At 62.1% G+C, this 20775-nt stretch carries 17 protein-coding genes; 10 read left to right on the top strand and 7 right to left on the bottom strand.

Annotated elements, in window-relative coordinates:
- Positions 1-14 precede the first annotated feature (14 nt).
- Positions 15-1091: a 3-deoxy-7-phosphoheptulonate synthase gene (locus PSTAB_RS09580; RefSeq protein WP_013982729.1), complete on the bottom strand. Its 1077-nt coding sequence runs from the start codon at positions 1089-1091 to the stop codon at positions 15-17.
- 264 nt (positions 1092-1355) lie between these two features.
- Between PSTAB_RS09580 and PSTAB_RS09585 the strand changes: the two genes are divergently transcribed.
- Positions 1356-2312: a putative 2-dehydropantoate 2-reductase gene (locus PSTAB_RS09585; RefSeq protein ID WP_013982730.1), complete on the top strand. Its 957-nt coding sequence runs from the start codon at positions 1356-1358 to the stop codon at positions 2310-2312.
- 176 nt (positions 2313-2488) lie between these two features.
- Positions 2489-3463 carry an HTH-type transcriptional regulator CysB gene (cysB, locus tag PSTAB_RS09590; protein ID WP_011913166.1) on the top strand — a complete coding sequence of 325 codons (975 nt, stop codon included), beginning with the start codon at positions 2489-2491 and terminating at the stop codon, positions 3461-3463.
- Between the two features lie 68 nt (positions 3464-3531).
- Here the strand turns inward: cysB and PSTAB_RS09595 are convergent, their stop codons facing one another.
- A complete protein-coding gene (locus PSTAB_RS09595; RefSeq protein WP_011913167.1) occupies positions 3532-4266 on the bottom strand; it encodes a phosphoadenylyl-sulfate reductase in 735 nt (244 codons plus the stop codon).
- A gap of 191 nt (positions 4267-4457) precedes the next feature.
- Here PSTAB_RS09595 and thrH point away from each other — a divergent pair, with 191 nt between their 5' ends.
- On the top strand, positions 4458-5075 hold the full coding sequence (gene thrH, locus PSTAB_RS09600; RefSeq protein WP_011913168.1) for a bifunctional phosphoserine phosphatase/homoserine phosphotransferase ThrH: 618 nt from the start codon (positions 4458-4460) through the stop codon (positions 5073-5075).
- A gap of 40 nt (positions 5076-5115) precedes the next feature.
- On the opposite strand, the gene pabB is transcribed toward thrH, so the two are convergent.
- From pabB to rloA, 4 genes are read right to left on the bottom strand one after another with little or no spacing between them, the layout of a single operon-like run.
- Positions 5116-6462: an aminodeoxychorismate synthase component I gene (gene pabB, locus PSTAB_RS09605; RefSeq protein ID WP_013982731.1), complete on the bottom strand. Its 1347-nt coding sequence runs from the start codon at positions 6460-6462 to the stop codon at positions 5116-5118.
- Between the two features lie 50 nt (positions 6463-6512).
- Positions 6513-7496, bottom strand: coding sequence for an alpha-L-glutamate ligase-like protein (locus PSTAB_RS09610; RefSeq protein ID WP_011913170.1), 984 nt, complete (start codon positions 7494-7496; stop codon positions 6513-6515).
- 3 nt (positions 7497-7499) lie between these two features.
- Positions 7500-9026, bottom strand: a complete 1527-nt coding sequence (gene rloB / locus PSTAB_RS09615) for an osmotic stress tolerance membrane protein RloB (RefSeq protein WP_011913171.1) — start codon at positions 9024-9026, stop codon at positions 7500-7502.
- A 5-nt stretch (positions 9027-9031) separates the two neighbouring features.
- Entirely contained in the window at positions 9032-9568 is a 537-nt protein-coding gene (gene rloA / locus PSTAB_RS09620; protein ID WP_013982732.1) for a retropepsin-like aspartic peptidase RloA, read from the bottom strand.
- A gap of 266 nt (positions 9569-9834) precedes the next feature.
- Here rloA and PSTAB_RS09625 point away from each other — a divergent pair, with 266 nt between their 5' ends.
- The 5 genes from PSTAB_RS09625 (at position 9835) to prpF (ending at position 16650) form a co-directional block, all read left to right on the top strand.
- Complete coding sequence (locus PSTAB_RS09625) at positions 9835-10560, top strand: GntR family transcriptional regulator (protein ID WP_011913173.1); 726 nt, start codon at positions 9835-9837, stop codon at positions 10558-10560.
- Positions 10557-11444 (top strand): methylisocitrate lyase, encoded by an 888-nt coding sequence (gene prpB / locus PSTAB_RS09630; RefSeq protein ID WP_011913174.1) that lies wholly within the window; start codon positions 10557-10559, stop codon positions 11442-11444. The genes PSTAB_RS09625 and prpB overlap by 4 nt, the downstream gene beginning before the upstream one ends.
- A gap of 96 nt (positions 11445-11540) precedes the next feature.
- Positions 11541-12668 carry a bifunctional 2-methylcitrate synthase/citrate synthase gene (gene prpC / locus PSTAB_RS09635; RefSeq protein ID WP_013982733.1) on the top strand — a complete coding sequence of 376 codons (1128 nt, stop codon included), beginning with the start codon at positions 11541-11543 and terminating at the stop codon, positions 12666-12668.
- Between the two features lie 76 nt (positions 12669-12744).
- The gene (gene acnD, locus PSTAB_RS09640; protein ID WP_014596647.1) at positions 12745-15348 is read left to right on the top strand and encodes a Fe/S-dependent 2-methylisocitrate dehydratase AcnD; all 2604 of its coding nucleotides are present in this window, start codon (positions 12745-12747) and stop codon (positions 15346-15348) included.
- Between the two features lie 114 nt (positions 15349-15462).
- Positions 15463-16650, top strand: coding sequence for a 2-methylaconitate cis-trans isomerase PrpF (gene prpF / locus PSTAB_RS09645; protein ID WP_041771931.1), 1188 nt, complete (start codon positions 15463-15465; stop codon positions 16648-16650).
- Between the two features lie 106 nt (positions 16651-16756).
- On the opposite strand, the gene ppsR is transcribed toward prpF, so the two are convergent.
- A complete protein-coding gene (gene ppsR, locus PSTAB_RS09650; RefSeq protein ID WP_013982736.1) occupies positions 16757-17575 on the bottom strand; it encodes a posphoenolpyruvate synthetase regulatory kinase/phosphorylase PpsR in 819 nt (272 codons plus the stop codon).
- 154 nt (positions 17576-17729) lie between these two features.
- On the opposite strand from ppsR, the gene ppsA reads away from it, so the two are divergent.
- On the top strand, positions 17730-20099 hold the full coding sequence (ppsA, locus tag PSTAB_RS09655) for a phosphoenolpyruvate synthase (protein ID WP_013982737.1): 2370 nt from the start codon (positions 17730-17732) through the stop codon (positions 20097-20099).
- A gap of 144 nt (positions 20100-20243) precedes the next feature.
- Complete coding sequence (gene rraA, locus PSTAB_RS09660; protein WP_011913180.1) at positions 20244-20732, top strand: ribonuclease E activity regulator RraA; 489 nt, start codon at positions 20244-20246, stop codon at positions 20730-20732.
- The last annotated feature ends 43 nt before the right edge of the window (positions 20733-20775 follow it).

Genomic DNA, 20775 nt, shown 5'->3' on the forward strand with positions numbered 1-20775 from the left:
GGCGTTTTTTCTTCCTAGCCGCGCTGCCGTTTGGGCAGCACGTCCTTGAGCTTGTCATGCATGCTCAGCACGGCTTTCTCGGTGGTGTCCCAGTCGATACAGGCGTCGGTAATGGACACGCCGTACTTGAGATCGCACAGGTTCTTCGGAATGGCCTGATTGCCCCAGCCAAGGTGGCTTTCGACCATGAGACCGACAATGGAATTGTTGCCTTCGAGGATCTGGTTGGCGACGTTGTCCATCACCAGCGGCTGCAGGGCAGGGTCCTTATTGGAGTTTGCATGGCTGCAGTCGATCATGATGTTCGGGCGAATGCCCGCCTTGTGCAGCTCCTGCTCGCAGAGCGCGACGCTGACCGAGTCGTAGTTGGGCTTGCCGTTACCACCGCGCAGCACCACATGGCCGTAGTTATTGCCCTTGGTGGTGACGATGGACACGCCGCCAGACTGGTTGATGCCAAGGAAACGGTGCGGGCTGGAAACCGACTGCAGCGCGTTGATGGCCACGGTCAGGCTGCCGTCGGTGCCATTCTTGAAGCCGACAGCCGAGGACAGCCCGGACGCCATCTCACGGTGCGTCTGCGATTCGGTGGTGCGCGCGCCGATCGCCGACCAGCTGATCAGATCCTGCAGATACTGCGGAGAGATGGGGTCGAGTGCCTCGGTGGCGGTGGGCAGGCCCATCTCCGCCAGATCGAGCAGCAGCTTGCGGCCGATGTGCAGACCGTCCTGGATCTTGAACGAGTCGTCCATGTAGGGATCGTTGATCAGGCCTTTCCAGCCGACAGTGGTACGGGGCTTCTCGAAATACACGCGCATGACGAGGAACAGGCTGTCGGACACCTTTTCCGCCAGGACCTTGAGGCGCTCGGCGTACTCGTGGGCGGCTTTCAGGTCATGGATTGAGCAGGGGCCGATCACCAGGAACAGGCGGTGATCCTTGCCGTCGAGAATGTCGCGTACGACCTGACGACCATGGGAGACGGTCTGCAATGCCGAGGCGGTCAGCGGGATTTCACGCTTCAGTTGCTCCGGCGTGATCAGGGTCACGTTGGACGCAACGTTGAGGTCGTCGATTGGTAAATCAGCCATTTGTCACTCGTCAGGAATCACGGGAGCCGTCCGCCAGCGATCCCGGTGCGGCGGAACTGGACTTGAGGGCGCAGCGGGGAAACGGAACCTTAGCGCTAAAGGGCTTAATCGACAACGAGATTGATGGCGTATTGAGTCGATCCGCCTGTCGATCTTCGCAACGCCAAGCGGGACGCTGTGATGTGCATCGTCGGGCTGCTATCGTTCGGCTTTTTTCAATCGGTTGGCGCGGGTATCCCGCCGGCCACATGACCTGGAGTGCTTATGTCTGCAGCCAATCCACGTATAGGCATCATCGGCACGGGTGCCATCGGAGGCTTCTACGGCTTGATGCTAGCGCGCGCCGGCTTCGATGTGCATTTCCTGTTGCGCAGCGAATACGATGCCGTCCTCGCCCGTGGCCTGCAGGTCAATAGCGCGGTGCATGGGCCATTGCTGCTGGAGCAACCGCAGATTTACCGCGATGCCACCCAGATGCCTCCCTGCGACTGGCTACTGGTGGGGGCTAAAAGCACCAGCAACCGGGAGCTGGCGCCGCTCATCGCTCAGGTCGCAGCACCCGATTGCAAGGTGGTGGTACTGCAGAACGGGCTGGGTGTGGAGGATGTGCTCAGGCCGTTTCTGCCGGCCAGCGTCCACCTGCTGGGCGGCCTGTGTGCGATCTGTGCACATCGTTCCGCGCCCGGCGTGGTCGAGCATCAGGCCCTTGGCGGGGTCAACCTTGGCTACCATTCCGGGCCAGCCGGGCATGACCCGCAGGCACAACAGGCATTACTGGGCGCGATGGTCGAGATGTTCCGTCGGGCCGGGGTGGATTCTTCACCGATGCCCAGCCTGGCACAGGCGCGCTGGATGAAGCTGGTGTGGAACGTGCCGTTCAACGGCCTCTCGGCTCTGCTCGACGCTGGTACCGAGTCGCTGCTCGCCAGCGACGACACGCGGGCGCAGATCAAGGCCATCATGCAGGAGGTCTGCGCCGCGGCGCCGGCGCTGGGTTGTGCGCTGCCAGAGGATTTCCCGGAGAAGTTGCTGATGGGAACGGCACGCATGCCCGACTACCTGCCCAGCATGTATCACGACAGGCATCACAACCGGCCGATGGAGCTGGAGGCGATCTATGCCGCACCGCTTGCCGCAGCTGCGCAGCAGGGCGTATCGATGCCCCGTACCGAAATGATCTATCGCCTGTTGCGCTTCCTGGAGCAGCGTAACGGCGCCTGACACAAACGCCGGCCCGGTTTTCGCCGCACTGCTAAGCTCAACGGCAGTCACGGCGAGTCAGACCAAAGGTCGCACAGCAAAAGCCAGGCGGAACATCTATCATCCGTTGGCGCACCGTTCATAAGGTTATAAGTGTTGCGGCAGGCGCAGTGGTGCCATTGCCTTGAGGGATTTCTATGAAGCTTCAACAACTGCGTTACATCTGGGAAGTGGCGCACCATGACCTCAACGTTTCGGCAACTGCCCAGAGTCTGTTCACCTCGCAACCCGGCATCAGCAAGCAGATTCGCCTGTTGGAGGATGAGCTCGGCGTCGAGGTGTTCGCCCGCAGTGGCAAGCATCTGACGCGGGTGACACCGGCTGGAGAGCGCATCATCACCACGGCTGGCGAGATTCTGCGCAAGTGCGAGAGCATCAAGCAGATCGCCCAGGAGTTCTCCAACGAAAAGAAGGGCACCCTGAGCATCGCGACCACTCACACCCAGGCACGTTATGCGTTGCCTCAGGTGATCAGCAGCTTCATCAAGCAGTACCCGGACGTGTCGCTGCACATGCACCAGGGTACGCCGATGCAGATCGCCGAAATGGCCGCCGACGGGACGGTCGATTTCGCCATCGCAACCGAGGGGCTGGAACTGTTCGGCGACCTGGTGATGATGCCTTGCTATCGGTGGAACCGCTGCGTGATCGTGCCTCGCGGCCATCCGCTGGCGAAACTGGACAAGCTCACCCTCGAGGCGCTGGCCGAGCACCCGATCGTGACCTACGTGTTCGGTTTCACCGGGCGCTCCAAGCTCGACGAAGCCTTCGGCCATCGTGGGCTTTCGCCGAAGGTGGTTTTCACCGCAGCCGACGCTGACGTGATCAAGACCTATGTCCGGCTCGGGTTGGGCGTTGGTATCGTGGCGCGCATGGCGGTGGACCCGAACCTGGATTCGGATCTGGTGGTGCTGGATGCCAGTGAGCTGTTCGAGTCCAGCGTGACCAAGATCGGCTTCCGCCGCGGCACTTTCCTGCGCGGCTTCATGTGCGACTTCATCCAGCAGTTCGCCCCGCATCTGAACCGGGACATGCTGGAAAAGGCCATCCAGTGCCGCAACAAGGCGGAACTGGATGAGCTGTTCGACGGCATGCAGCTGCCGACCTACTGATCATTCGAGACACGGGTTCGGCGCTGGCGCCAACCCGTGAGTGCACTGTCTACCGCATGAGTGTGCGGTCAGCTCTTGGCGATCAGATTGCCGGCGTGCAGCCCGCATTCCTTGTGGGTGGCTTCCTCCCACCACCAGCGACCTTCACGCTCGTGCTGGTTCGGTAGCACCGGCCGAGTGCAGGGCTCACAGCCGATACTGATGAACCCGCGCTCGTGCAGGCTGTTGTAGGGAATTTCCAGCATGCGGATGTAGCCCCAGACTTCCTCGCTGGTCATCTGTGCCAGCGGGTTGAACTTGTACAGCGGGTGGTCCGGTGTCGAGAACGCGGTATCCAGTTCCAGTACTGCAACCTGGCTACGGGTGCCAGGGCTCTGGTCACGCCGCTGGCCGGTGGCCCAGGCGCGCACTGTCGACAGTTTGCGGCGCAGCGGCTCGATCTTGCGGATACCGCAGCATTCGCCATGACCGTCGCGGTAGAAACTGAACAGGCCCTTTTCGTTGACCAGCGGCTGCAGCAACGCCGGGTCCGGGGTCATGATCTCGATGGCGATGCCGTAGTGATCACGGACCTGCTCGATGAAACGATAGGTCTCGCTGTGCAGGCGCCCGGTATCGAGGGTGAACACCTTGACGCTCTTGTTCAGCTTCCAGGCCATATCCAGCAGTACCACGTCTTCGGCGCCACTGAAGGAGATCCACAGGTCATCGCCGAACAGATCGAAGGCGAGCTTAAGAACGTCTTGCGGCGATTTCTCGGCGTAGGCTGTAGCCAACGCGGCGACGTCGATGGAGGTGCTCATCAGGCGGCTTCCTTATAAATGTCCACGGCGCTTCGGCGCTCTGAGGCGGCGGATGGTAGCAAAAGGGGTTTATGCCGCTAAATAACGTTTAGATACGCGTATCAGCCTTTTCGGGTATAAGCGCTGCGTTGCTTCGGCTGCGAGCTGCCGTTAGAGTGCCGCCTTCAATTTTCTGCATTGAGGAGTGGCCCGTGGAAATAGCCTGTCTCGACCTGGAAGGTGTGCTGGTTCCGGAAATCTGGATCGCCTTTGCCGAGGCCACCGGAATCGAATCGCTCCGGGCGACCACACGGGACATTCCCGACTATGACGTGCTGATGAAGCAGCGCCTGCGCATCCTCGACGAGCACGGCCTGAAGCTCGCCGATATCCAGAAGGTCATCGCAACGCTGAAGCCGCTGGAAGGCGCGCCGGAGTTCATCGACTGGCTGCGTGAGCGTTTCCAGGTGGTGATCCTGTCCGACACCTTCTACGAGTTCTCCCAGCCGCTGATGCGCCAGCTGGGCTTCCCGACGCTGCTCTGCCATCGCCTGATCACCGACGAGACCGACCGCGTGGTGGACTATCAGCTGCGCCAGAAGGACCCCAAGCGCCAGTCGGTCATCGCGCTGAAGAGCCTGTACTACCGTGTCATCGCTGCGGGTGACTCTTACAACGACACCACCATGCTCAGCGAAGCCCATGCCGGCATCCTGTTCCATGCGCCGGACAATGTCATCGCCGAGTTCCCGCAATTCCCGGCAGTGCATACCTTCGATGCGCTCAAGCAGGAGTTCCTCAAGGCGTCGAACCGCAAACTGACGCTCTGATCTGTCCGGATCGAGGCGGCCGTTCCGTTGACCGGTCGCCTCAGCCTGGTAGCTGCTCCAGCGTTTCCAGCAGCACCTTCACCTTGTCGATCGACTCCTGGTATTCCGCCTGCCAGTCCGAGTCGGCGACGATGCCGCCACCGCCCCAGCAGCTGGCTTGTCCGTCACGGACGAGCAGGGTACGGATGGCGATGGAGCTGTCCATTTCCCCCCTGACATCGACATACAGCAGCGACCCGCAGTAAATCGAGCGGCGGGTAGGTTCCAGCTCGTCGATGATCTGCATGGCGCGGATCTTCGGCGCTCCGGTAATGGACCCGCCAGGAAAGCTGCCGGCCAGCAGATCGAATGCGTCCAGCCGGTCGGCGAGCTCGCCGGTGACACAGCTCACCAGGTGATGGACATTGGGGTAGCTTTCCAGCGCGAACAGCTGCGGGACGCGCACGCTGCCGATGCGACAGCTGCGGCCGAGATCGTTGCGCAGCAAATCGACAATCATCAGGTTCTCGGCACGATCCTTCTCGCTGGCCAGTAGTGCCTGCGCCTGTGCGGCATCGCTCTGCTCGTCATGCCCGCGGGGCCGCGTACCCTTGATCGGCCGCGTCTCCACCCGGCCGCCCTGCAGCCGCAGGAAGCGTTCCGGCGAAAGGCTGACGATGGCGCCATCGCCAAGCCCTACGAACCCGGCGAATGGTGTCGGGCAAGCCTTGCGCAGGGCGCTATAGGCACTCCATGCATCACCCGAGCAGGCGGCGCGAAAACGCTGGGTGAAGTTCACCTGGTAGCAGTCGCCCGCCTGGATATAGGCCTGGATGCGCTCGATGCCGCGGCGATAATCATCCTGCGAGATATCCGGAGTGAACCGCCCATGCAGCCTGAATGGCTCGGGTGCGGCAGGGGAGCCCGTTTCGAACAGGCGGACCAGGCGTTCACGTTCGGGCCGGGCGGTGGCCGGATGAAACAGCAGCTGGCTGGTCCGACGCTGGTGATCCGTGATCAACGCCCAGCCATACAGCCCCAGGCGCGCCAGCGGCAAACGACTGTCATCGCGGGCGCGCTGTGGAAGTCGTTCCAGCCGCGTGCCGAAGTCATAAGTCAGCAGGCCGATCAGTCCGCCCGCGAAGGGCAGCTCGCAACCGTCGGGCAGCGTGGCCGGCCCCAGGTCGCGCAATGCCTGGCGCAAACGCTGGAAAAAATCACGCCCTGATTCGCTCCGGGCAGGCTCGAAGATCGCCGATGGCCAGGCGCTGAGGATGTCGAAGCGGCCGCGCTCGGCTACCGGCCGGCCGGAATCCAGCAGAACGGCGCCGGGCGCATGACGAATGCGTTCGAACCACTGAGTAGGATCGGCCTTATAGGGCAGGGGGTGCAGCGTGCAGAGGGGCATGGTCGGATCGATAGGGGCCGGCCCGCGAGATGCACGGGCCGGCCAATGGGTCAGTCGTGCGGCGGAACGTGGCCGAAGAGCTCCTGGGAGAACTTTACGCGTTCCTCGACGGTTTCCTGGATGCCCTTTGCCTTGAGCTCTTCCAGACGGTTCTCCACGGCATGGGCGCGGTGGGTCAGCCCGCAGTCGTTGGCGATCTGGATGTTCAGGCCCGGGCGTGCATTCAACTCCAGGATCAGCGGTCCCTTGTCCTGATCGAGCACCATGTCGACACCGATATAGCCGAGCCCGCAGAGCTCGTAACAGCCGGCGGCCAGCTTCATGAAGCCGTCCCAGTTCGGCAGCTGTACGCCGTCCACAGCATTGGTGGTGTCGGGGTGCTTGGTGATCTTGTTGTTCAGCCAGGTGCCGCGAAGGGTGATACCGGTCGCCAGATCCACGCCGACGCCGATTGCACCCTGGTGCAGGTTGGCCTTGCCGCCGGACTGGCGGGTGGGCAGGCGCAGCATGGCCATGATCGGATAACCCATCAGCACGATGATGCGGATGTCCGGCACCCCTTCGTAACTGATGCTCTTGAAGATCGGATCAGGCGTGACGCGGTACTCGATCAGCGCACGGTCGCGGTGACCGCCGAGAGAATACAGACCAGTGAGGATGTTGGAGATCTGATGCTCGATCTCCTCATGGGTCATGATCTTTCCGGATACGGTCTTGTAGCGACCCTCGAAACGGTCCGCGATCACCAGAATGCCGTCGCCGCCAGCACCCTGGGCCGGTTTGACGACGAAGTCGGTGTGGTCCTTGACGATGTCCTTGAGCTTGTCGATGTCCTTCTCGGTCTCGATGATCCCGTACATCTCCGGCACATGAATGCCGGCCTCGATCGCGCGCTGCTTGGTGATGATCTTGTCATCGACGATCGGGTACAGGCTGCGCTTGTTGTACTTGAGCACGTAGTCCGCGTTGCGGCGGTTGATGCCCATGATGCCCTTGGCTTCCAGGGCCTTCCACGTCTTGATCAGACCGAACATGGCTCAATCCTTCAGAAAGGCTTTGAAGCGGAACAGCTCGGTCAGGCGGTAGCCGCGGTAGCGACCCATCGCCAGCATGAAGCCCACCATGATCAGCAGCACGGCCGGGAAGGTGAAGATGAAGTAGGTCAGCTCCCGGATGTTCATCAGCATGAAGGCCAGGCTTGCGGCGATCAGCGTGCCGACCGCGACCTTGAAGGCATGGCCGCCGCCACGCTCTTCCCAGGTGATGGACAGGCGTTCGATGGTCATGGTCAGGATCACCATCGGGAACAGCGATACCGACAATCCGCGCTCGAGGCCGAGCTTGTGGCTGAGCAGGCTGATCACTGCAATCAGCACCACAACGAAGGTCAGCACGACCGACAGGCGCGGCAGCATCTGCAGTTTCAGATGTTCCAGGTACGAGCGCAGCGACAGGCCGAGCGCGGTAATCAGGGTGAACAGGATGATGCCGAAACCGATCTGGGTTTCGCGGAATGCCAGGGCGATCAGCACCGGGGTGAAGGTGCCGAGGGTCTGCAGGCCGCCGAGGTTACGCAGGATCAGGATCACCAGCACGCCGATCGGGATCATGATCATGATCTGGTAGGTCTGCTGAGTCTGCAGGGGCAGGCCGTACAGCGAATACTCCAGGAATCCGGCCTCGGTGTTCTCGTCTGTCAGCTTGGCGAGGCGGATGGCGTTCATCTCGCTGTTGTTCAGGGTAAAGGTCACCTGCGGGTTGCGGCCACCTTCCAGGTTGATCAGCGGCTCGTCACCGGTCCACCAGACCAGACGGTCACCCGGCAGGCCCTGTTCGCCAGTGCCGGGGTTGAAGAACAGCCACTTGTCGCCATTGAAGCTGCGCAGCCAGAGTTCGGGCGTTTGCGGCTGATCGGCATTCAGGCGGATGGTATGCACACGCTCCATCGGCACGTGGGCGATGGACAGCAGCAGCTCGATGACGCGTGCCTTGTTCGGGATGGAGGTATCGCCCCCGAGCAGCAACTTGACGTTGTCATCGTTGGGATTGTTGACGCGCTTGATCGCTTCGCTGATGAAGGTCTCGACGTCGGCCGAATGCTGGCGAATGGGAGAGAGCAGGGCCTCGGCGGCAATCTTCTCCGGGCCTTCGACCGGGATGCTGTCGCGGAAGATCGGGCCGGTGGGCTTGCTCTGCTCGCCGCTGTAGCGCTTGGTCAGCACCAGGCGGTAATAGAGTGTCTGGTTGCCGCTGGCGCGACGCGCGGACCAGGTGACGCGGCGGTTGCCATCGACGCGGTTGACGCTGACACCGTAGTTGTTGGAGATGAAGCTCTCGTTGAGGCTGACGAACTCCTGATTCAGTGGCGGCACGTACATCTGCAGCTTCACTGGCTCGCGCGGATTGGCCTGGAACTCGACCTTGGCGTCGATATTCCACAGGTCATCGGTTTCGTCTTCGGTAACCGGAATGCCGAGGATGAAGATCTGGTAGGCAGTAATCGAAATTCCCAGTGCGACGAGCAGGAAGATCAGGACTTTCAGATGCAGAGTGAGAGCGCGCATGGGTATTACTCGTCAGCGTCAGATTCGTTGAGGCAACCGGGCTTGCCGGCAATAAAGGTGCGACTTGGGTCCACCAGGGCACCGAAGCGGGTGAGCGCATCGGAACCGATCAAAAGTGGGTATTGGAAAGCCGTACGGTCGGTGAGGTTCACTTCGATGGTGCGTTTGACCTTGCCCATGCACAGATCGAGCTCGATGACCGGTCGTGCGGTATAGGTCTTTTCCTCTTCCGGATCGAAGTCGCCGGCGCGACGTTTGATCTTGCTGATCCGCGCCAGGGGGCGTTCGATGGGCTGCGCATGGGCGCTGTCGACGGCCAGGTAGAAGCGCACCCAGGATTCGCCCTTGCGCTTGAAGCGAGTGATGTCGCGCGCGCTAAGCGATGCCGTCTGCGCGCCGGTGTCGAGTTTCGCTTCCACTTCCAGATTGAAGTCGGGAATGCCGACGTGTTCGTTCAGACCGTAGATCGCCTTTTCGGCAGCCACGCCGATGGCGGGCAGGATCAGTACGCAGAGCAGCAGAAGGTAGGCTTTAACTCTCATGGAACCTGAAATCTAAGGGAAGGGAAGAATGGCCGGCTGGCCTGCGCCGAAAGGTCCGGCGAGCGGCCTGGACGCGAAAGGCTGGCATTCTAGCATGCTGATTTCTTGGCGCTACAACGGCCACCAGCGCTTTGACACCCCTTGATACAGACCATGCCGAGCGTACGACTTTAGTAAAGGTGTCGACAATCGGCGGACTGCGTCAGTTGACTGTTAGGTTTTGCAGGCGTAGTTTCGCCGTACTGTCTTTCGGATTGTCGACAATCATGCTGGATACCGTTGAGCTACCCCCATCAGTACAGCAGCTTGATAGCGGCACACTTGCCGAGAACGTGTTCCGCCTGATCCAGGCTGCGATCGTCAAGGGTGAAATTGCGCCGGGCAGCAAGATTTCCGAGCCCGAACTGGCGCGTACCTACGGCATCAGCCGCGGGCCGCTGCGCGAGGCTATCCACCGGCTGGAGGGCCAGAAACTGCTTGTCCGCGTTCCCCATGTGGGCGCGCGCGTGGTTTCGCTGAGCCATGCCGAGCTGATCGAACTCTACGAAATTCGTGAGTCCCTGGAAGGCATGGCCTGTCGCCTGGCCGCCGAACGCATGAGCGAGGCGGAGATCGATGAGCTGCGTCGGGTGCTCAGCACTCACGAACGCGATGAGGCGTTTCAGGCTGGCGTCGGTTACTACCAGCAGGAAGGCGACTTCGACTTCCACTACCGGATCATCCAGGGCAGCGGCAACCGCACGCTGGCCAAGCTGCTGTGCGACGAGCTCTACCAGCTGGTGCGCATGTACCGCATCCAGTTCTCCACCACGCCGAATCGGCCGCATCAGGCCTTCGCCGAACACCACCGAATCCTGGACGCCATCGCCGAGCGCGATGGCGAACTGGCGGAGCTGCTGATGCGCCGCCATATCGCCGCTTCCAAGCGCAATGTCGAGCGCCATTTCAAAGGTGCTCTTGAGCAAACACCACAACCAAGAGGTGAGGCATGACACTCCCAACCCCCGGTCAGCGTTTTCGCGACGCGGTCGCCAGCGAACATCCCCTGCAGGTGGTCGGTGCGATCAACGCCAATCATGCGCTGCTGGCCAAGCGCGCCGGCTTCAAGGCGATCTACCTGTCCGGCGGTGGCGTCGCCGCGGGCTCGCTGGGTCTGCCTGACCTGGGAATCACCGGGCTCGACGATGTGCTGACCGACGTCCGTCGCATCACCGACGTCTGCGACCTGCCGCTGCTGGTGGATGTCGACACCGGCTTCGGCTCCTCGGCGTTCAACGTGGCCCGCACCGTGAAGTCGATGATCAAGTTCGGCGCTGCCGCGATCCACATCGAGGACCAGGTCGGCGCCAAGCGTTGCGGCCATCGGCCGAACAAGGAAATCGTTTCCCAGCAGGAAATGGTCGATCGCATCAAGGCGGCGGTCGACGCGCGCACTGACGACAGCTTCGTGATCATGGCGCGTACCGATGCGCTGGCGGTGGAAGGACTGAACTCCGCGCTGGATCGTGCTGCAGCCTGCATCGAGGCCGGTGCTGACATGATCTTCCCAGAGGCGATCACCGAGCTGGCCATGTACAAGACCTTCGCCGACCGCGTGAAGGCACCGATCCTGGCCAACATCACCGAGTTCGGCGCCACGCCGCTGTACACCACCGAGGAGCTGGCCAGCGTCGACGTTTCCCTGGTGCTCTATCCGCTGTCGGCGTTCCGCGCCATGAACAAGGCGGCCGAGAATGTCTACACCGCGCTGCGCCGTGATGGCACCCAGAAGAATGTGATCGACACCATGCAGACCCGCATGGAGCTCTACGATCGCATCAACTACCACGCGTTCGAGCAGCATCTCGACGCGCTGTTCGCCCAGAAGAAGAGCTGACGAGCAGGTCCCGCCGGGATTTGCCAGCGGGACCTTTGCGATCCATTTTTCAACGTGATTTGCAGTATCCAGAACAAATCCAAGAAGGAGATAGCAATGGCTGAAGCAAAAGTATTGAGCGGTGCGGGGCTGCGCGGACAGATCGCCGGGCAGACCGCCCTGTGCACCGTCGGCAAGACCGGCGCCGGTCTGACCTACCGTGGCTATGACGTACGCGACCTGGCGGCTGAGTGCGACTTCGAAGAAGTGGCCTATCTGCTGTTCTACGGCGAGCTGCCCACCACTGCGCAACTGGCCGACTACAAAAAGCGCCTGAAGACCATGCGCGACCTGCCGCAGCCGCTGAAGGATGTGCTCGAGCGCATCCCGGCCAGCGCGCATCCGATGGATGTGATGCGCACCGGTTCGTCGGTGCTCGGCACCCTTGAGCCCGAACTCAGCTTCGATCAGCAGCGCGACGTGGCCGAGCGCCTGATGGCCGCCTTCCCGGCCATCATGTGTTACTGGTACCGCTTCACCCATGACGGTGTGCGCATCGACTGCACCAGCGACGAAGACACCCTGGGTGGTCATTTCCTCGCGCTGCTGCACGGCAAGAAGCCGAGCGACCTGCACGTCAAGGTGATGAACGTCTCGCTGATCCTCTACGCCGAGCACGAGTTCAACGCCTCGACCTTCACCGCCCGTGTCTGCGCTTCGACGCTGTCCGACCTCTATTCCTGCGTGACCGGTGCCATCGGTTCGCTGCGCGGCCCGCTGCATGGCGGCGCCAACGAAGCGGCGATGGACATGATCGAGCAGTGGAAGAGCCCGGAAGAGGCCCGCGAAGCGATCCTCGGCATGCTCGAGCGCAAGGACAAGATCATGGGCTTCGGCCACGCGATCTACAGCGTCTCCGACCCGCGCAACGAGGTGATCAAGGTCTGGGCCAAGAAGCTCGCTGACGAAGTGGGCGATACCGTGCTCTACCCGGTCTCGGTAGCCGTCGACGAAACCATGTGGGAGCAGAAGAAGCTGTTCCCCAACGCCGACTTCTACCATGCCTCCGCTTATCACTTCATGGGCATCCCCACCAAGCTGTTCACGCCGATCTTCGTCTGCTCGCGCGTCACCGGTTGGGCGTCCCATGTGTTCGAACAACGCAGCAACAACCGGATCATTCGGCCGAGTGCCGAGTACATCGGTCCGGAACAGCGCAAGGTAGTACCGATCGCCCAGCGCTGATCGGGATGGGGAGCCCGCCGTGCGGGTTCCTCCAGGCCTTGCCCCTCGGAACATTACTGGATTGAGTTCTTCCGGCATGAATACAGAACACCGCAAACCGCTGCCAGGCACCGGGCTTGACTACTTCGACACCCGCGAGGCGATCGAAGCCATTCAGCCGGGCGCCTATGACAAGCTGCCCTATACCTCCCGCGTGCTGGCCGAGCAGCTGGTGCGCCGCTGCGAACCGGCAGCGCTGACCGATTCGCTCAAGCAGATCATCGAGCGCAAGCGCGATCTGGACTTTCCCTGGTATCCGGCGCGCGTGGTCTGCCATGACATCCTCGGCCAGACCGCGCTGGTCGATCTCGCCGGCCTGCGTGACGCGATCGCGGAGCAGGGCGGCGACCCGGCCAAGGTCAACCCGGTGGTGCCGACCCAGCTGATCGTCGACCATTCGCTGGCCGTCGAGTACGCCGGCTTCGATCCGGACGCCTTCGAGAAGAACCGTGCCGTCGAGGAGCGCCGCAACGAGGATCGTTTCCACTTCATCGAGTGGACCAAGACGGCGTTCAAGAACGTCGACGTGATCCCCGCCGGCAACGGCATCATGCACCAGATCAACCTGGAGAAGATGTCCCCGGTGATCCAGGCCCGCGGCGGCGTAGCCTTCCCGGACACCTGCGTGGGCACCGATTCACACACGCCCCACGTCGATGCACTGGGCGTCATCGCCATCGGCGTCGGCGGCCTGGAGGCAGAGACCGTGATGCTCGGCCTGCCTTCGATGATGCGCCTGCCCGACATCGTCGGGGTCAAGCTCACCGGCAAGCGTCAGCCAGGCATCACCGCCACCGATATCGTCCTCGCGCTGACCGAGTTCCTGCGCAAGGAACGTGTCGTCGGAGCCTGGGTCGAGTTCTTCGGCGAGGGCGCCGACAGTCTGTCCATCGGTGACCGCGCCACCATTTCCAACATGTGCCCGGAGTACGGCGCCACCGCTGCGATGTTCTACATCGACCAGCAGACCATCGAGTACCTCAAACTGACCGGCCGCGAACCGGAGCAGGTTGCCCTGGTCGAGCAGTACGCCAAGGAAACCGGCCTGTGGGCGACAGCTCTGGAAGGCGCCGAGTACGAACGCGTGCTCGAATTCGACCTGTCCAGCGTGGTGCGCAACATGGCCGGTCCGAGCAACCCGCACAAGCGTCTGCCGACGTCGGCACTGCACGAGCGTGGGATCGCCGACGAGGCCAAGCTGGCCGCCGCACGTGCCGAGGAGGCCGAAGGCCTGTTGCCGGATGGCGCGGTGATCATCGCCGCCATCACCAGCTGCACCAATACCTCCAACCCGCGCAACGTGGTCGCGGCGGGCCTGCTGGCCAAAAAGGCCAACGAACTGGGGCTGGTACGCAAGCCTTGGGTGAAGACGTCTTTCGCCCCGGGCTCGAAGGTGGCCAAGCTGTACCTGGAAGAGGCGGGCCTGCTGCCGGAACTGGAGAAGCTTGGCTTCGGCATCGTCGCCTATGCGTGCACGACCTGTAACGGCATGTCCGGTGCGCTGGACCCGAAGATCCAGCAGGAAATCATCGACCGTGACCTGTATGCCACGGCAGTGCTGTCCGGCAACCGCAACTTTGACGGACGCATCCACCCTTACGCCAAGCAGGCCTTCCTGGCCTCGCCGCCGTTGGTGGTGGCCTACGCCATCGCCGGCACCGTGCGCTTCGACATCGAACAGGACGTGCTGGGCACCGACAAGAACGGCCATCCGGTCACTCTGAAGGACCTCTGGCCATCCGACGAGGAGATCGACGCCATCGTCGCCGCCTCGGTCAAGCCGGAGCAGTTCAAGCAGGTCTACATCCCGATGTTCGACCTGGGCAGCATCGAGGAGGCAAAGAGTCCGTTGTACGACTGGCGCCCGATGTCTACCTACATTCGCCGGCCGCCGTACTGGGAAGGCGCGCTGGCTGGCGAGCGTACCCTCAAGGGCATGCGACCGCTGGCGATCCTGCCGGACAACATCACCACCGATCACCTGTCGCCATCCAATGCCATCCTGCCGGATTCGGCGGCGGGAGAGTACCTGGCCAAAATGGGGCTGCCGGAGGAGGACTTCAATTCCTACGCAACCCATCGCGGCGATCACTTGACCGCACAGCGCGCCACCTTCGCCAACCCGCAGCTGGTCAACGAAATGGCCGTGGTCGATGGCAAGGTGCAGAAGGGCTCGCTGGCCCGTGTCGAGCCGGAAGGCCAGGTCATGCGCATGTGGGAAGCCATCGAAACCTACATGAATCGCAAGCAGAACCTGATCATCGTCGCCGGTGCCGACTATGGCCAGGGCAGCTCGCGTGACTGGGCGGCCAAGGGCGTGCGTCTGGCCGGCGTGGAAGTGATCGTCGCCGAAGGCTTCGAGCGCATCCACCGTACCAACCTGGTGGGTATGGGCGTGCTGCCGGTCGAGTTCAAGCCGGGCACCACCCGCCTGACCCTCGGCCTTGACGGCACCGAAACCTACGACATCGAAGGCGAACTGTCGCCGCGTTGCGATCTGACCCTGGTCGTGCATCGCAAGAATGGGGAAGAGACCCGCGTGCCGGTCACGTGCCGCCTCGACACCGCGGCCGAGGTCAGCGTCTACCAGGCCGGTGGCGTACTGCAGCGCTTCGCCAAGGATTTCCTCGGCCAGGCCTGAAGCACGCCAGTTCCGCACATGCTCTGTGGTTCGTTCGCAGAGCGTGTGCGCAGCGGCGACATTTCATTCCTGCGCGACCGTCCGGTGGCGCAGCTTCATGAGGACCAGATTCCCATGGCTCATCTTCCCCAGATCAGGATTCCTGCCACCTACATGCGTGGCGGCACCAGCAAGGGCGTGTTCTTCCGTCTGCAGGATCTCCCGCAGAGCTGCCAGGTGCCGGGTGCTGCCCGCGACAAGCTGTTCATGCGCGTGATCGGCAGCCCTGACCCGTACTCGGCGCACATCGATGGCATGGGCGGCGCCACATCGAGCACCAGCAAATGCGTCATTCTGTCGAAGAGCAGTCGCCCCGATCACGACGTCGAGTACCTCTATGGCCAGGTGTCGATCGACAAGCCCTTCGTCGACTGGAGCGGTAACTGCGGCAACCTCTCTACCGGCGCCGGTGCCTTCGCGCTGCACGCAGGGCTGGTGGACGCCTCGCGTATCCCGGACAACGGCACCTGCGTAGTGCGGATCTGGCAGGCCAACATCGGCAAGACCATCATCGCCCATGTGCCGGTAGCCAACCGGCAGGTACAGGAAACCGGCGACTTCGAGCTGGACGGTGTGACCTTTCCGGCTGCGGAAATCGTGCTGGAATTCCTCGATCCGTCCGATGATGGCGAGGAGGGCGGCTCGATGTTTCCGACCGGCAGCCTGGTCGACGACCTGGAGGTGCCCGGTATCGGCACGCTCAAGGCGACCATGATCAGTGCGGGCATCCCGACAGTATTCGTCAATGCCGAGGACATCGGCTATCAGGGCACGGAGTTGCGCGAGGACATCAACGGCAATCCGGAGGCGCTGGCTCGTCTGGAGTCGATTCGCGTAGCCGGAGCGCTGCGGATGGGCTTGATCAAGACCGCTGAGGAGGCGTTGACCCGCCAGCACACGCCGAAGGTTGCGTTCGTTTCCCGGCCGAAAAGCTATCGTGCGTCGTCCGGCAAGACCATCGAAGCGGGTGAGGTGGATCTGCTCGTGCGCGCACTGTCCATGGGCAAGCTGCACCACGCCATGATGGGCACCTGTGCGGTGGCCATCGGCACGGCGGCGGCGGTGCCCGGTACGCTGGTCAATCTTGCCGCGGGTGGTGGTGAGCGTCAGGCCGTGCGCTTCGGGCATCCGTCCGGCACGTTGCGCGTCGGTGCCGAGGCGAAGCAGATAGACGGCCAGTGGACCGTGACCAAAGCCATCATGAGCCGCAGCGCGCGGGTGCTGATGGAAGGCTGGGTGCGGGTCCCCGGTGATGCCTTCTAAGGCTGGTGCACGGCCAGGTCGAGTGGGTCCTGCGCAGATTTTTCTTGCGCCTTGAACGCAAAAAGTCCGCACCAAGCGGACTTTTTGTTGTCTAGCGAAGCGGCGGTTATTTGAGTCGACGCTCGACGCCTTTCTCCACCAGGATCTTGGCCGAGATTTCCTCGACCGAAAAATGCGTGGAGTTGATGAAGTTGATGTTCTCGCGGCGGAACAGGTTTTCCACCTCGCGCACTTCGAATTCGCATTGGGCGAAACTGGCGTAGCGGCTGTTGGGCTTGCGTTCGTTGCGGATGGCAGCCAGGCGGTCCGGGTCGATGGTGAGACCGAACAGCTTGTCCTTGTACTCCTTGAGTGCACTGGGCAGCTGCAGGCGCTCCATGTCGTCCTCGGTGAGCGGGTAGTTGGCGGCGCGGATGCCGTACTGCATCGCCATGTACAGGCAGGTTGGCGTCTTGCCGCAGCGGGAAACGCCAACCAGGATCAGGTCCGCCTTGTCGTAGTAGCGGGTGCGTGCACCATCGTCGTTGTCGAGGGCGAAGTTGACTGCCTCGATACGCTCCATGTAGTTGGCGTTGTGGCTGATCGAGTGGGATTTGCCCACGGAATAGGAGGAACGTGACATCAGCTCATGTTCCAGCGGAGCAAGGAACGAAGAGAAGATATCGATCATGAAGCCATTGGATTCGGCCAGAATGTCACGGATTTCCTGGTTAACCAGCGTGTCGAAGATGATCGGCCGGCCACCGTCCTTTTCCGCGGCATTATTGATTTGCTGTACCATGGCCCGCGCTTTTTCCGCGGTGTCGATGTACGGGCGCGTCAGTTTCGTGAAAGTGATGTTCTCGAACTGTGCCAGAAGACTCTGGCCCAGGGTTTCCGCGGTGATGCCTGTGCCGTCCGAAATGAAGAAAGCAGTTCGTTTCATGTGCCTTGGGCCTTAAGTCGAGAACGGTTCCCAGCTATAGTAGGCCCTTCGCCGAGCCCGGTTGGCGGGCATTGTTACTTATTTTGCAGGGTCGGGCCACAGTCGTGCGGCCTGGCTCCGGTTGAGTTTCCAACACTAATGTGGAGAGATCACCTTGGTAGAGTACGTAGTTTCCCTCGATAAGCTCGGCAATCATGACGTTGAGCGTGTAGGGGGCAAGAACGCCTCCCTGGGCGAGATGATCAGCAACCTCGCCGGTGCCGGCGTTTCCGTACCGGGCGGTTTCGCCACGACGGCTCAGGCCTATCGCGACTTCCTCGAACTCAGCGGTCTGAACGATCAGATCCACGCTCTGCTCGATGCCCTCGACGTGGATGACGTCAACGCCCTGGCCAAGGCCGGCGCGCAGATCCGCCAGTGGGTCATGGACGCCGAGTTCCCGCCGCAGCTCGACGCCGACATTCGCACGGCCTTCGCCGAAATGTCCGGCGGCAACGACAACATGGCCGTCGCGGTCCGCTCCTCGGCCACCGCCGAAGACCTGCCGGATGCGTCCTTTGCCGGCCAGCAGGAAACCTTCCTCAACATCCGTGGCGTGGACAACGTGATCCGCGCGGCCAAGGAAGTGTTCGCCTCTCTGTTCAACGACCGTGCCATTGCCTACCGCGTGCACCAGGGTTTCGATCACAAGCTGGTCGCCCTGTCCGCCGGTGTACAGCGCATGGTCCGCTCGGAAACCGGCACCGCCGGTGTGATGTTCACCCTCGACACCGAATCGGGCTTCCGTGATGTGGTCTTCATCACCGGCGCCTACGGCCTTGGCGAAACTGTTGTGCAGGGCGCGGTCAACCCGGACGAGTTCTACGTCCACAAGCAGACGCTGGAAGCGGGTCGCCCGGCTATCCTGCGCCGCAACCTGGGCAGCAAGGCGATCAAAATGGTCTATGGCGACGAAGCCAAGGCCGGCAAGTCGGTCAAGACTGTCGACGTCGATGCAGCCGACCGTGCGCGCTTCTGCCTGACGGATGAAGAGGTCACCAACCTCGCCAAGCAGGCGATGATCATCGAGAAGCACTACGGCCGCCCGATGGACATCGAATGGGCCAAGGACGGTGACGACGGCAAGCTGTACATCGTCCAGGCCCGTCCGGAAACCGTGAAGAGCCGCAGCAGCGCCAACGTGATGGAGCGTTACCTGCTGAAGGAGAAGGGCACCGTACTGGTCGAGGGTCGTGCCATCGGCCAGCGCATCGGCGCAGGCCCGGTCAAGGTCATCCACGACGTGAGCGAGATGGACAAGGTCCAGCCGGGCGACGTGCTGGTCTCCGACATGACCGATCCGGATTGGGAACCGGTGATGAAGCGCGCCAGCGCCATCGTCACCAACCGCGGCGGGCGTACCTGTCACGCAGCGATCATCGCCCGTGAGCTGGGTATTCCGGCAGTAGTCGGCTGCGGCAATGCCACCGAAATCCTCAAGGATGGCCAGCGCGTTACTGTCTCCTGTGCGGAAGGCGATACCGGCCTGATCTTCGATGGCGAACTGGGCTTCGACATTCGCCAGAACTCCATCGACGCCATGCCGGAGCTGCCGTTCAAGATCATGATGAACGTCGGCAACCCGGATCGCGCCTTCGACTTCGCCCACCTGCCGAACGAAGGCGTCGGCCTGGCCCGCCTCGAGTTCATCATCAACCGCATGATCGGCGTGCACCCCAAGGCGCTGCTGAATTTCGAAGGCCTGCCGGCCGACGTGAAGAGCAGCGTCGAGAAGCGCATCGCTGGTTACGACGACCCGGTCAACTTCTATGTCGAGAAGCTGGTCGAGGGCGTCAGCACCCTGGCAGCAGCGTTCTGGCCGAAGAAGGTCATCGTGCGCCTGTCGGACTTCAAGTCCAACGAGTACGCCAACCTGATCGGCGGCAAGCTCTACGAGCCGGAAGAAGAGAACCCGATGCTGGGCTTCCGCGGAGCCTCGCGCTACATCAGCGACTCGTTCCGCGACTGCTTCGAGCTTGAATGCCGCGCGATGAAGAAGGTCCGCGACGTCATGGGGCTGACCAACGTCGAGCTGATGGTGCCGTTCGTGCGCACACTGGGCGAAGCATCCCAGGTTGTCGATCTGCTGGCGAAGTACGGGCTCAAGCGTGGCGAGAATGGCCTGCGGGTCATCATGATGTGCGAGCTGCCGTCCAACGCTCTGCTGGCTGACGAGTTCCTCGAGTTCTTCGATGGTTTCTCCATCGGCTCCAACGACATGACTCAGCTGACTCTGGGCCTGGATCGCGACTCCGGAATCATTGCCCACCTGTTCGACGAGCGTAATCCGGCGGTGAAGAAGCTGCTCGCCAATGCCATCCAGGCGTGCAACAAGGCTGGCAAGTACATCGGTATCTGCGGTCAGGGCCCGTCGGATCATCCGGATCTGGCCAAGTGGCTGATGGAGCAGGGCATCGAGAGCGTGTCGCTGAATCCGGATTCCGTGCTGGACACCTGGTTCTTCCTGGCTGATCGCCAGATCTGACCGTTGCGGTAGATCGAAAACGGGGCGTCAGCCCCGTTTTCATTTGCGCCGGAAATCCCTGTCCGTTCCGCCGCTGACCGCTTGCGGCTAATATGTCGCGCCAGATGGTTCTAAGGTCGTTATCCCTAGCAGAAGGAGCTTTCCATGCAATACGTCACGCCTGATCTGTGCGACGCCTATCCTGACCTGGTACAGGTCGTCGAACCGCTGTTCAGCAATTTCGGCGGTCGCGATTCCTTCGGTGGGGAGATCGTGACCATCAAGTGCTTCGAGGACAACTCGCTGGTCAAGGACCAGGTTGACGTCGACGGTACCGGCAAGGTGATGGTCGTCGACGGTGGTGGCTCGCTGCGCCGTGCGCTGCTGGGCGACATGCTTGCCGAGAAAGCGGCACGCAATGGCTGGGAAGGTCTGATCATTTACGGCTGCGTACGTGACGTCGACGTGCTCGCTCAGACCGAGCTGGGCGTACAGGCCCTGGCCAGCCACCCGATGAAGACCGACAAGCGTGGCATTGGCGATCTCAACGTCCCGGTGACCTTTTGCGGCGTGACGTTCCGTCCGGGTGAGTACGTGTATGCCGATAACAACGGCATCATTGTGTCGCCAGAGCCGCTGTCGATGCCCCAGTAATCCGCTGCACTGGCGGGCATGCCCGTCATCTGTTCCGAGCCCG

Source organism: Stutzerimonas stutzeri, assembly GCF_000219605.1.
In the GTDB taxonomy this organism is placed as follows: Bacteria; Pseudomonadota; Gammaproteobacteria; order Pseudomonadales; family Pseudomonadaceae; genus Stutzerimonas; species Stutzerimonas stutzeri.